This window comes from Methylobacterium sp. E-065 (assembly GCF_022829605.1).
GTDB lineage: Bacteria > Pseudomonadota > Alphaproteobacteria > Rhizobiales > Beijerinckiaceae > Methylobacterium.
Genome location: NZ_JAKSYD010000199.1, coordinates 20,246 through 33,119, shown reverse-complemented (window position 1 = coordinate 33,119; position 12,874 = coordinate 20,246). Strand labels below are relative to the sequence as shown.

At 71.1% G+C, this 12,874-nt stretch carries 8 protein-coding genes; 4 read left to right on the top strand and 4 right to left on the bottom strand.

Going from position 1 to position 12,874, the window contains the following annotated elements:
- Window positions 1-52: 52 nt before the first annotated feature.
- Entirely contained in the window at window positions 53-1,585 is a 1,533-nt protein-coding gene (locus MKK84_RS24270) for an ABC transporter substrate-binding protein (RefSeq protein WP_243924508.1), read from the bottom strand.
- Window positions 1,586-1,755: 170 nt separating this feature from the next.
- Between MKK84_RS24270 and MKK84_RS24265 the strand changes: the two genes are divergently transcribed.
- On the top strand, window positions 1,756-2,658 hold the full coding sequence (locus tag MKK84_RS24265) for a LysR family transcriptional regulator (RefSeq protein WP_243924506.1): 903 nt from the start codon (window positions 1,756-1,758) through the stop codon (window positions 2,656-2,658).
- Window positions 2,659-2,737: 79 nt separating this feature from the next.
- Here MKK84_RS24265 and MKK84_RS24260 read toward each other — a convergent pair whose 3' ends face one another.
- Complete coding sequence (locus tag MKK84_RS24260; protein ID WP_409566538.1) at window positions 2,738-3,529, bottom strand: CDP-diacylglycerol diphosphatase; 792 nt, start codon at window positions 3,527-3,529, stop codon at window positions 2,738-2,740.
- 98 nt (window positions 3,530-3,627) lie between these two features.
- Here MKK84_RS24260 and MKK84_RS24255 point away from each other — a divergent pair, with 98 nt between their 5' ends.
- Window positions 3,628-4,632 (top strand): DUF2891 domain-containing protein, encoded by a 1,005-nt coding sequence (locus MKK84_RS24255; RefSeq protein ID WP_243924504.1) that lies wholly within the window; start codon window positions 3,628-3,630, stop codon window positions 4,630-4,632.
- 288 nt (window positions 4,633-4,920) lie between these two features.
- Here MKK84_RS24255 and MKK84_RS24250 read toward each other — a convergent pair whose 3' ends face one another.
- On the bottom strand, window positions 4,921-7,764 hold the full coding sequence (locus MKK84_RS24250) for a PAS domain-containing protein (protein WP_243924502.1): 2,844 nt from the start codon (window positions 7,762-7,764) through the stop codon (window positions 4,921-4,923).
- 481 nt (window positions 7,765-8,245) lie between these two features.
- On the opposite strand from MKK84_RS24250, the gene MKK84_RS24245 reads away from it, so the two are divergent.
- On the top strand, window positions 8,246-11,530 hold the full coding sequence (locus MKK84_RS24245) for a DEAD/DEAH box helicase (RefSeq protein WP_243924500.1): 3,285 nt from the start codon (window positions 8,246-8,248) through the stop codon (window positions 11,528-11,530).
- A 64-nt stretch (window positions 11,531-11,594) separates the two neighbouring features.
- A complete protein-coding gene (locus MKK84_RS24240) occupies window positions 11,595-12,029 on the top strand; it encodes a GlcG/HbpS family heme-binding protein (RefSeq protein ID WP_243924497.1) in 435 nt (144 codons plus the stop codon).
- A gap of 8 nt (window positions 12,030-12,037) precedes the next feature.
- Here MKK84_RS24240 and MKK84_RS24235 read toward each other — a convergent pair whose 3' ends face one another.
- On the bottom strand, window positions 12,038-12,589 hold the full coding sequence (locus MKK84_RS24235) for a PAS domain-containing protein (protein WP_243924496.1): 552 nt from the start codon (window positions 12,587-12,589) through the stop codon (window positions 12,038-12,040).
- Between the last annotated feature and the right edge of the window lie 285 nt (window positions 12,590-12,874).

Below are 12,874 nucleotides of genomic sequence, written 5' to 3'. Positions count from 1 at the left end.
ACCCTCTCCCGCACGGGAGAGGGGGCCGGTCGCGCAGCGGCGGCCATCACCGTCACTTCCACGACGCCGCATAGAAGCGCGCCACCTCGTCGGGCTGCGCGGTGAAGGTGAGGTCCGACGTGAAGGCGTAGTTGGTCGAGTAGGAGAACATCGGCAGGGCGTAGGCCTCCGCGGCGATCCGCTGGAGCGCCTTGGCGTAGGCGGCCTTGCGGGTCTCCGGATCGGTGGAGCCGTCGCCCTTCTGGAGGTCGGCGATCACCTGCGGATCCTTGGTCAGATCCTCCTCGCCGCCGCGGAAATACACCCCGTCGAAGGCCGAAACGTCGAGGACTGAGAACGAGCCCCAGGTCTGGTAGCCGATCGAGATCTTGCCGGCCCGCAGGGAGTCCCGGAACGCCGCGTAGCGCAGGTAGTTGAGCCGCACCTTGATGCCGACGGCGCCGAGATAACCGATCACCGCCTCGGCGTAGTCCCGCTCGCGATAGGCGCCGAGATCGATCTCGAAGCCCTTCTCGTAGCCGGCTTCCTTGAGCAGCGCCTTGGCCTTGGCGGGGTCATAGGGGTAGCGCATCACCCCCTGGTCGGTGCAGCCGAACTGGTCGACGAAGCACAGCGCGTTCATCACCCGCGAGGCGCCGCGCACGAGGTTGTCGACCATCGCCTTGCGGTCGATGGCGTAGGAGATCGCCTGCCGGACGCGCACGTCCTTGAGCGGCGAGTTCTCCTTGGCGCGGCCCAGCGTGTCGAATTGCAGGAAGCCGACCCGCATCGTCTCGGAGTTGAGCACCGTAATGTTCGGTGCGGCGCGCAACTGCTCGGCCTGGTCGCTCGGCACCCGCCAGATCCAGTCGACGCCGCCGGTCATCAGCTCGGCCATCCGGCTCTCGCCGTCCGGGATGACGCGGAACTGCAGCTTGCCGATCTTCGGCTTCCCAAGCGGGCTGCCGGCCCAGTACTTCTCGAACCGCTCCATGCTGACGCCGCGGCCGCTATCGACCTTGGTGATCTTGTAGGGGCCGCTGCCGACCGGCGCCTTGGCGAAGCCGTCGAGCCCGACTTTCTTGAAGTAGGCCGCCGGGAAGATCGGCGTCGGGCCGGCGAGGTATTCGAGAGCGGCCGGGAACGGCGCCTTGAGGTGGATGCGGACCGTATGCGGGCCGGTGACCTCCACCGCCTTCATCCAGTCGACGTTCTGACGGGTGACCGTGCGGGCCTCCGGCGTCAGCACGTAGTTGAACGTGAAGGCCACGTCCTCCGGCCCCAGCGGGTCGCCGTTGTGGAAGGTCACGCCCTCGCGGATCGTGAGATCGAGGCTCGTGTCGTCCGCCCAGGTCCAGGCTGTCGCCAGCATCGGCTTGTAGCTGCCGTCCTTGGGGTCCCGATACAGCAGCGTGTCCCAGCAGTTCCGAGCCAGGATCACGCCCTCGCGGGCGCTGTTGTGATACGGGCTGACGTTCTCGGGCTCGCTGTCTGAGGCGTAGACCAGGGTATCGTTGGCCTTGCCGGCGAGCGCCGGGTGCGCAGCGATCAGGGTCGCGAGCGAGGCGGCCAAGGTGGCGGCTCGGGTGAGAGTCCGTAGCGGCATGGAGGCTCCGACGGCGCGATGGACAGGTCACACGGAGCAATCCGCGGCTGCCACCTTTTTCACCCTGCCATGATGTTGTGCATCTGGGATCGCAACAAGTAGAATTTGGCGAGTGCTGCCTTGCCAAATCGGCAACGGACGTGGTGGTATAGTCGTATCGAGGTACGATAGTGCAAACGACGGGCCTTCGCTACTTCCTGGTCGTGGCCCGCACCGGCTCGATTGCTGCGGCCTCCGCGCAGCTGAACGTCGCGGCCTCGGCGATCAGCCGGCAGATCGGCAACCTCGAGGCCGAGCTCGACTGCGTCCTGTTCGAGCGGCGCCCGCGCGGCATGGTGCCGAGTCCGGCGGGCGAGTTGCTGGCCCAGCACGCCCATCAGGTGCTGATCCGCGCCGAGCAGGTGGTCACGGAGATTCGCGAGCTCGAAGGGCTCGCCCGGGGTCTGATTCGGGTGGCGAGCGCCGAAGGCTTCGCCCTCGATATCGTGCCGAACGCCATCGCGGCCTTCCACGCGGACCATCCGGGCATCCGCTTCGAGGTGACGGTCCTACCGCCCGCACTGGTGACCCAGACGGTGGCGGTGGGGGAGGCCGATCTCGGGATCACCTTCGCGCTCGCGCCCACCGCGCAGGTGGAGGTGCTGTATGACGGGCAGGTCGAGATGCGGGTGCTCGCCGCCGCCGACCATCCCCTGGCGGGCGCGGCGGCCCTGCGGCTGGCCGATCTGGCGGCGTATCCGGTCGCGCTGACGACCCGGGACACGACCCTGCGGCAGGCCTTCGATGCCGCCTGCGCGCAGGAGGGCATCGCGGTCGAGCCGGTTCTGACCGCCAACACCCTCTCGACGCTGCTGCCCTTCGTGCGGCGCTCGCGCGGGCTGGCGCTGATGTCGGCGCTCTCGGTGCAGACGCCTCTGCGGCTCAACGAGCTGGTGAGCCTGCCGATCCTCGCCCGGGCGCATCTCGTGCGGGGCATTCAGGTCCAGGCCATGCGCGAGCGGCGGCTGCCCCGGGCCGTGCGGGCGTTCCTGCGCCAGCTGCTGGAGGCGCTGCCGCCGCCGATCGCGTCCTGATCGAGTCGCGTTCCGACTCAGTCTCGGCCGGCAGGCGCCCCTCCGTGCAAAGCGCCACCGAAGACCGGCTGAGGATCGCTCAGGCGCCCCGGTCCGCGACCGTGCAGCTGTGGTCCATCACGTCCTCGGCGCTGGCGCTCGGAGCCCGGTAGGCCAGCAGGATGTAGCCCGGCTCGGGATCGCCCGGCGGTGTCGCCAACGCCGCAAAACTCGTCCGGTGCAGGTCGGGCCGGGCGCCCGGCAGAGTGTGCAGGACTGCGAACGGGTTGAACCGCGCCGCCTCCGCCTCTGGCACGCGCAGGGCGTAGTAGCGGTCGCCCGCGAGCGGCACCGGGAAACGGCTCCAGCGCCGCTGGATCTGGCGGCCATGGGCCTTCAGGGCTGCCAGCACGCTCGGCCGCAGGCAGTCGACGTGGATGTGGAGCTGGTCCTGGCTGCGGCCCCGGGCCGAATTGACCGCCAGCCCCACCGCATCGGGCGACAGCTTCCCCTTGAACGCGTCCGACACGAAGGGGCGCGCCGCGAGCGCCGCCCGCCAGTAGGCGGCCCCGCGCGGGCCCCGCAGCACCGGCGCCTCCAGGCCCGCCACGGTGTCGGTCGGCATGACGACGCTGTGGGTCGGCTCTCCGGGCGCCCGCAGGACCGCCGTGCCCGGCCGCTCCCCGTCGCCGAGATCCACCGAGAGGCACGGAAAGGTCCGGTTGGCGAGCCGCTTGGCCAGCACGCAGGTCTTCAGCGCCGCCCACAACACGTCCCGGCTCGGATCGGGCGCGGCCGAGACCGGCACGGGGAACATGAGGGTGGCCAGGACGGCGAGCAGCGCGCGGCGCATGGAGGCTTCCGGTGCGGCCGGCGGCGCGGCCCGGGGCATCGATAGCCGATCCGACCGTGCGCCGGCAAAGCGGCCCGATGTCCTGACGGCAGGCTTCGGAGCGGCTATGCCGGCCCGTCCCGAACCCGGAGCCCCCGATGGCGCCCGCCCTTACCCCGGAGATCGCCGCCCGCTTCGCCGGCGTCGCCCTCGGCCACGTGACCCAGGAATACCCGAACAAGCCGGGCCATGTCCTGGAAGGGCCGGGGGATGCGCGCACCCCTGCCGCGCTGCACCCGGTCTTCCATGGCAGCTACGATTGGCACTCCTGCGTCCACGGAACGTGGCTGCTCGCCCGCGTGCTGGGCCTGTTCCCGGACGGCACGCAGGCCGGGGCGATCCGCGCCCATTTCGATGCGCAGCTCACCCCCGAAAAGGTCGCCGGGGAATGCGCCTATCTCGGTCGGCCGACGGCCCGGGGCTTCGAGCGGCCCTATGGCTGGGCATGGCTGCTGAAGCTCGCCGACGAACTCGCCCGCCTGCCCGAGCCCCGCTGGGCCGAGGCGCTCGCGCCGCTCGCCGGGATCGTGGTCCGGCGGTTCCGGGATTTCCTGCCGCTGGCCGCCTATCCGGTGCGGGTCGGGACCCATTTCAACACCGCCTTCGCACTGCGTTTGGCCGCCGACTACGCCGAGGGAGCGGGCGATGCGGCGCTCCGGGCCCTGCTGCTGCAGAAGGCCGAGCGCTGGTACGGGGCGGACGAAGCGTGCCCCGCCTGGGGCGAGCCGGGCGGCGACGACTTCCTGTCCTCCGCGCTGATCGAGGCCGAGTGCATGCGCCGCCTGCTGCCGCCGGAGCGGTTCGGACGCTGGTTCGACCGGTTCCTGCCCGATCTCGCGATGAGCCGGCCCGTGACCCTGTTCCGCCCGGCCGCCGTCACCGACCGCAGCGACGGCAAGACCGCCCATCTCGATGGGCTGAACCTCAGCCGGGCGTGGTGCTTCCGGGCGCTCGCCACCGCCCTCGCTCCGGAGGATCGCCGCCGGCCGGTCCTGACCGCAGCCGCCGAGGCGCACCTCGCGGCGGGGCTCCCGCATGTGGCGGGCGACTACATGGGCGAGCATTGGCTGGCCACCTTCGCGCTGCTCGCCCTGGAGGCGTGAGCCAAGTCCTTGGGGCGGCTGCTAAACGATAAGGGCTCCCTGAGTACCTGTCTCCGCAGGTCGTGTTGGTTCGGACAGGCCAAAAAAAAGGACCGTCCTCAAAGAACGGTCCGAAGTCTTGGGAGGAAACGCCCACGATGGGCAAGCCGCACGACGACGCCGTCGTTGTGCTGCACTGCATCAACCCGAGAGGGGGCGGCGTTGTTCCGGTCCGAGCATCCTGCGTCTCGGGACTTGGTGGACAGGGGCTTTCCGGTCTCGGACCGCACTGCCTCCGCGTGCGGACGATCACTCCTGCGCCGCGCCTTCGGCGGGGAGGTGTCGCGCCGCGAGTGCCTTCGGCGGGCCGCGCCGCTTCGCCGCCTGGTACAGCACCTGGGCGAGCTGCTCGGCCGCGTACGGCTTGCGCACCAGGGGGAAGCCGTGGGCGTCGTCCGTGGCCAGGATGTGGCTGTAGCCCGAGGTCAGCACCACCGGCAGGTCGGGCCGCGTCGTCTGCAACTGCCGGGCGAGCGCGAAGCCGCCCATGCCGGGCATCACCACGTCCGAGAACACCACGTCGAAGCGATCCGGCGTGCTGTCGAGCTCGGCCAGCGCCTCCTCGGCGGATTTCGTCCAGACCGGGGCGTGGCCCAGATCCTCCAGGATCTGGGTGCAGAAGCGGCCGACCCCGAGATTGTCCTCCACCACGAGGATGCACAGGCCCCGCTGCGGCACCGTCTCCGTCTCCGGCTGCGCGTCGCGGCCGATCTCGGCGGCCGCCGCTGGGGCTGCGATCTGCGGCAGGTAGAGGGTGAAGGTGGTCCCGCCGCCCAGCGCGCTCGCCACGTCGATGTCGCCGCCCGACTGCTTGGCGAAACCGATCACCTGGGAGAGGCCGAGCCCGGTCCCCTTGCCGACCTCCTTGGTGGTGAAGAACGGCTCGAAGATCCGCCCCAGATCCGGGGCCGGGATGCCGGTACCCGTATCGGTGACCCGCACGGCCACGAACGGCCCCCGCGCGCCGGCATGGCCCCGGATCGGCGGCATCGGGCAGTCGCCGTCGAGGCGCAAGGTCAGACCGCCTTCCCCGTCCATGGCGTCCCGGGCGTTGACCGCCATGTTGATCAGGGCCGTCTCGAACTGGCTCTCGTCGGCCCGCACATAGCGGGGCGTCTCCGGGAGATCGATGGTGACGCGGATCCGCGCGCCGGTCACCGAATCGAGCATGTCGGCGATGCTGCGCAACCGCGCGCAGATGTCGAACACCTGCGGCGTGAGCGCCTGCCGCCGGGCGAAGGCGAGGAGCTGCCCGGTGAGCTTGGCGGCTCGGTCGACCGTGTCGGAGACCGCATCGAGGTAGCGCCGCCTGCGCTCCTCCGCGAGATCGGGCCGGCGCAGGAACTCCATGGAGGAGCGGATGATCGTCAGCAGGTTGTTGAAGTCGTGCGCCACGCCGCCGGTGAGCTGGCCGATCGCCTCGAGCTTCTGCGATTGGCGCAGGGCCTCCTCGGCCTCGCGCTGCTCCGTGATGTCGCGTCCGAACCCGTAGAACAGCCCGTCCTCCGGAACGACGGTCCAGAGCACGCGGCGCCGGTCCCCGGACTGGGTCAGGCAGGCGAGTTCGACATCCTCGACCCGGCGATCCTCGCAGAGCGGCCGCAGGGCGGCCCGCGCGGCCTCGCGCTCCGGCTCCGCCACGAAGTCCAGGGCGGACCGGGCCAGGGTCTCCCCCTCTGACCAGCCGAGTGACCGGCTCCATGAGGGGTTCACCGCCTGGACCCGCCCGTCCCGGTCGGAGACGAGCTTCAGCACCGGCGACAGCGTCCAGACCCGGTCGCGGTCTCGGGTCTGCGCGGCGACCTGCGCCTCCAAGCGCTCCGCCCGCGACTGGAGCAGGTCCTCGACCTGCTTCCGCTCGGAGACGTCGTGGGCGAACACATAGAACCCGTCGACCTGCCCGTCCGGCCCGCGGCGGGGGAGGTAGCGCGTGTCGGCGGTCCGTCTCCCGCCATCCGGGAAGGTCCAGGCCCATTCATGCCGGATCTCGTGGCCCGCGAGCGCCCGCTCGATGGCGGAGCGCCGCGCCGCGAAGGCTTCGGGGCCGAGGAGGTCGGTCACGGTCCGCCCCACCACATCGGCGGCGGACTGGCCCGTCCAGGTCTCGTAGGCGGCGTTGGCGAACCGATAGACGAGGTTGCGGTCAATGAAGGCGATCAGCACCGGCATCGCGTCCGCGACGAGGCGCAACTCGGCCTCCCGCGCCTGGAGGGTCATCTCGCTCCGGCGGCGCTCGGTGATGTCGTTGAACAGGATCGCGACGCGGTTCCGCATCGGCCCGTCGACCCGGTAGGCGTGCACGTCGCACCAGCGGCCGAGCCCCGCGATCGGCTGCTCGAACCGGACCGGCTCCCCGGTCCGCACGACCTGCCCGTAGAGGTCGAACCAGTGCTGCTGGTGGCCGGGCACCAGCTCCCGCATCGTGCGGCCGACCACGTCGGTCAGGCCGGACTGGTGCTCGAAGGCGGGATTGACCTCCAGGAAGCGGTAATCGACCGCGCGGTCGTCCTCCGCGAAGATCACCTCCACGAGGCAGAATCCGGCATTGAGGAAGGCGAACAGCGAGCGGTGGCGCTCCTCGTTGCGGCGTAGCGCGGCCTCGGCGCTGCGGGATTCCAGCTGCGCCATCACCGCCCGGGCGAGCGCGCTCAGGATGAAGACCTGCTGGTCGGTCAGGGTGCGCGGCTCCCGATCGAGCACGCAGAGCGTCCCGATGGCCCAGCCATCGGGCGTCACCAGGGCGACGCCCGCGTAGAAGCGCAGGTGCGGCTCCCCGGTGACGAGGTCATTGCCGGCGCGATCCGGCTCCGCCGCGACATCAGGCAGGATCAGGAGGCCGTCTGCGCGCAGCGCCTCGGTGCAGAACCCGGAATCGAGCGGCATCGCCTGCGGCGCGTGGCCCACCGCGGCCTTGATCCATTGCCGGTCGGCGTCGATGAACGTGATGTGGGCCATCGGCGTGCCGCAGGCCTTTGCGGCCATCTCGGCGATCTCGTCGAATGCCCGTTCCGGGGGGGTGTCGAGGACGGCGTAGGCGCGCAGGGCGGCCAGGCGCTGGGGATGCTGGGGCTCGAAACCCGACGAGCGGGGCATTGTCTGGGTCCGCGACACGGAGGGGTCATAACCCACGCCTTCGACCCTCCCAAGTGAGCCCATGCAACGCAGCTCCGGTGATACGGCCAACAAAGGGCTAGCGCGCGGGTAAGCTCTCGAACGAACGGTTCGGATCCCGACCGGCGGTTGTCACCCTGCGGGTCTGAGACTTCGTTGCGCCCGACTGCCCCGCTGCGGATTGCAATCTTAAATTGTGTCGGCACCCCTCACGTTTCGCGGTGGCGACGCTGGGTGTCGGCCGGCATCGTGCTGGGCCATGTTCAAAAATTCGTGTTCGCGCCCCCGCTCCCCGCCCGGTGCCGGGTCGACGTAGCGCCCGGATCTGTCGGATTCGCGCCTGCCCCTCCGGGCCGGCGCGAATCCGACCCGCGACACCTGCCCTGTGGACGGGATTGCCGCGCCCGGGAGCCGCGGCGGCCCACGCTGCGTTGGCGGCATGAGGACACGGGTTCGGATGGGCATGGCCAATCGCAAGTTGAAGCTGGGCACGCAGCAGGGCGTCGAGGACGCGCCGCTGATGCCCACGGGTGCCCTGGCGGTGGCGCTCCTGGGCTACGGGGCGGGGGCCGCGCCCCTCGTCCACGTGGCCCGGGACGGACGCCGCCTGGAGGAGCTGGCCGCGACACTCCGGGCGCTCGATCCCGAGGCCCGGGTCGCGATCTTCCCCGAATGGGATTGCCTGCCCTTCGACCACGCCTCGCCGTCCCGGGCCACCATGGGCGCCCGGGCCGCACTGATGCGCTGGCTGACCGACCCGGACGCGCTGCCCGACTTCGTGCTGACGACCGCCCCGGCCCTGATCCAGCGGGTGCCCCCGCCGGAGACCTGGGCGACGGCCCGCGTGACGCTCCGGGTCGGCGACCCCCTCGACGTCGCGGCGGCGACGGCCGACCTCAAGCGCCTCGGCTACATCCTGGACGAGCGGGTCGACGAGCCCGGCGAAATCGCTGTCCGGGGCCGCACCCTGGAGGTGTTTCCGGCCGCGGCGCCGCGCCCCTGCCGGATCGAGCACGCGGACGGCCGCGTCACCGCGATCCGCTCCTACGATGCGATCTCGCAGCGCTCGGTGGCCGAGACGGACGAACTCGTGATCGATCCCGCGACCGAGATCGTCCTAGAGCCCGGCTCCGGGCAGAGCTTCGAGCCGTTCACCGGCCAGGAGCACCGGCTCGAGCGCTACTACCCGCGCCTCGTCACCTTGCTCGATTACGTGCCTGCAGCGCGTCTCGTCATCGAGGACGGCACGCAGGCCCGGATCGATGCCGTGTTCGAGCAGATGGAGGAGGCAAGGGGCCGGCTCGGCGGCCGGGGGCAGGCCGGGGCGGGCCTCTACCTCACGCCGCAGGCGTGGCGCGACATCGTGGCGGCCCATGACCGGATCGCCGCCACCGAGGCGGCTGGCGAGCCGCTGACGCTGCCATCCTTCGCCCGGGAGCGTCGGCCGGGCCCCGCCTTCGCCAAGCTGCTGCGCGAGCGGCTGAAGGCCGGCGACGTGATCGTCCTGGCGGGCAGCCGCCAGCCGCTGCGACGCCTCGTGCGCCAGACCGGCAAGATCGCCGAGCGCCCGATCCGCCTGATCGATGCCTGGGCCGATGTGGCCAAGGCGGCGCCGGGGGACGTCCTCGCCTTGGAGGCGCCGCTTGGAGCCGGGTTCCGGGCACCCGACCAGAGCGCGACCGTCATCGCGACCGCGGACCTGTTCGGGCCGGAGGCCGCGGTCACGGGGGGCGCCCGGGCGATCCTGCCGATGGGCGAGGTCGATCTGCGCCCCGGCGACGTCGCGGTCGACCGCGACCGCGGCCTGTGTGTGTTCGAGGGGCTGGAGCCGGTGGCGACCCAGGGCGAGGAGGCCTCCGAGGCCCTGCGCTTGCGCTTTGCCGGTGATGCGCTCCTGATGGTGCCGGTGGCCCAGGCCGACCGGATCTGGCGCTACGGCCCGGAGCCCGACGCCGTCACCCTCGACAAGCTCGACGGCAACACGTGGCCCCGCCGCCGCCTGGAGGCCGAGGCCACCATGGCGCGGACCGCCCGGATCATGCTGGAGGCCGCCCATGCCCGGCGGGAGATCGCGGCCCCCGTCCTGGCGCCCCCGGCCAAGGATATGGAGCGCTTCGCCGCCGGCTTCGGCTTCGCGCCGACCCCCGATCAGTCCGCTGCGATCGACGAACTGATGGCGGACCTCGCCTCTGGCCGGCCGATGGACCGGCTGGTCTGCGGCGATGTCGGCTTCGGCAAGACCGAGGTGGCCTTGCGGGCGCTGGCGGCCGCTGTCTTCTCCGGCAAGCAGGCGGCGCTCATCGCCCCGACCACCGTCCTGGCCCGCCAGCACGCCGAGATCCTGCGCCGCCGCTTCGGCCGGTTCGGCATCGAGGTCGCGCAGCTCTCCCGCCTCGTGGCGCCGGCTGAGGCCAAGCGCGTCAAGGCGGGGCTCGCCGACGGCACGGTCCGGCTGGTGGTCGGCACCCATGCGCTTGCCGGCAAGGGCGTTCAGTTCGCCGATCTCGGCCTGACGGTAATCGACGAGGAGCAGCGCTTCGGCGCCAAGATGAAGGCGGACCTGCGTCGTCTCGCCGAAGGCGGCCATGTGCTCACCCTCACCGCGACGCCGATCCCGCGCACGCTTCAGGCGGCGCTCGTCGGTCTCCAGAGCCTGAGCGTGCTCGCCACGCCCCCGGCCCTGCGTCAGCCGGTCCGGACCGTCGTGGCGCCCTACGATGCCGAGGCTGTGGGTGAGGCGCTGGTTCGCGAGAATCGCAGGGGCGGCCAGAGCTTCGTGGTCTGCCCGCGGATCGAGGACATCGCCCCCATGGCCGAGCGCCTGCGCGCCCTCGTGCCGGATCTCTCGATCCTGGTGGCCCACGGGGACCTGAAGCCGTCGGCCATGGACGAGGTCATGGTCCGCTTCGCGGAGGGCGACGGCGACGTGCTGCTCGCCACCGCCATCGTGGAGAGCGGGCTCGACGTGCCCCGGGCCAACACCATGCTGGTCTGGGAGGCCGCGAAATTCGGGCTCGCGCAGCTCCACCAGCTCCGAGGCCGCGTCGGCCGCGGCCAGCGGCGCGGTACCGTCCACCTGCTCAGCGATCCGGCCGCGCCCCCGCCGCCGGCGGCGCTCCAACGCCTGCGCGCCCTGGAGGCCCTGGACCGGCTCGGTGCCGGCTTCGCGGTCAGCGCCCGGGACCTCGACCTGCGCGGGGCCGGCGACCTCGTCGGCGAGGACCAGGCCGGGCACGCCAAGCTCGTCGGGCTCGGCCTCTACCAGCACCTGCTGCAGCTGGCGCTCACCGCCGCCAAGGGTGGGCGCGCCGAGGATTGGAGCCCGGAGATCGAGCTCGGCCTGCCGAGCCGGATCCCCGAGGATTACGTGCCGGAGCCGGAGATCCGCCTCAGCCTCTACACGCGGCTCCTGCGCCTGCGCGAGGCCGAGGCGATCGATGCGCTGGCCGGGGAGGTCGAGGACCGGTTCGGCGCCGCCCCTGCGCCGATGCTGGCCCTGTTTGACCTCGCACGGCTGCGCGCGGCCTGCTGCGAACTGGGCGTCGCCCGGCTCCGGGGCGGTCCCCAGGGCGTGGCGGCCGATCTCAGGCCGGACCGGCCGCTGCCCGCCCTGCCGGTGACGGACGGCGTCATCCTGCGCGAAGGCCGCGTGGTCTGGAAACAGCTCTGTCCCGATGCCGCGTCCTGCGCGGCGCTGGCGTCCGATCTGCTCGATCGCATCCGCACTGCCCGGGAGCGCGCCGGCTGAGCTTGCGCCGGCCGCTTCAAACGGTCACAGGCTGTCGCGTAGAAACCGCGGAGGGGAGTGTCCCATGCACGTCACGATTGAGCAGGCCGACAAGGCGATCGCCGCCGCCCGGGCGAAGGCGATCGAACTCGGCACCCAGATGTGCATCGCGGTGGTGGATTCCGGCGGCAACCTCAAGGCGTTCCACCGCATGGACGATGCCTGGGTCGGCTCGATCGACATCGCCCACAAGAAGGCCAAGACCTCGGTGTTCTTCGGCATGATGACCGGCCAGATCGGCCAGCTGTCGCAGCCCGGCGGCCCGCTCTACGGGATCGAGCATTCGAACGACGGGCTGATCACCTTCCCGGGCGGGATCCCGATCGTCGATGCCGACGGCGTCATGTCGGGTGCCATCGGGGTCAGCGGCTCCACGGTGGAGAACGACCACACGGTCGCGGAGGCTGGCGCCAAGGCCATCGGCCAAACCGAACTGCCGGCCCATCCCTGGCGGACGTAAGGCTCGGCTCAGGACGCGCGCTGCGCGAGCGCGCGTCCGACCCCGAGCAGCAGCATCCGCGAGAGCATGTGCAGGGCAGCGTCCCCATGACGCTCCAGGGCGGTATGGGCCTGGATGCAATGATCGGCCGCCGCATCGAGCGTCTCTGCAGGTTCCGGGATGCCACTACGCGGTGACGCCCAACCGCCGTGAAACTCCGTGATGTCGATATAGGCACCGCACCCCTGCAGGCGCCCGGTCTCGTCGGGCGCCAGATGGCCCTGGTTGAGGATCCGACGCGTTTCGCCGGCCCCGGTCAAGATGCGGAACGCGATCGCGACCGGTCCGCCGGTCTGCCGAAGGTGCTGGATCGTCTCGAAGATCGGGTCGCGGTCCTCCGGGTGGATCCGCCCGAGGGCGACATTGAGGGGTACCGGCTTGCCGACCAGGCCGGGATTGCCCGCGAGTATGGAGGCGGCGCCTAGGTCGAGCACGGATCGACCGGCTGAAACATCCGTATCCCAGGTACCGATGAATCCCGCAGCCTGCAGGGCTGGAGCCGCCGTGGACGCCAGTAGCATGAGAACCCCTCATCCGGTCTGCTCTGGCCATCGTTCCGCGAGCGGATCAGCCCTCCGGCGGACGCCCGCGACGTTGCTGTCCGGACAGGTCAGATACTCGAGTGCTTTCGAGGTGCGCGCCAAGTTGTCATAGAAAGTAACACAGGTCAATTTTGCGATGGGAGCGGTATTTTCAGGTTAATATGTATGAATGTGTACAAAAGGCCGACCCTTGGACTGTTTTGCCGGGCGGGGCCGCATCCGGCGATACTCCCCCCGTCCGGCTGCAGGACGGCCACGATCGGT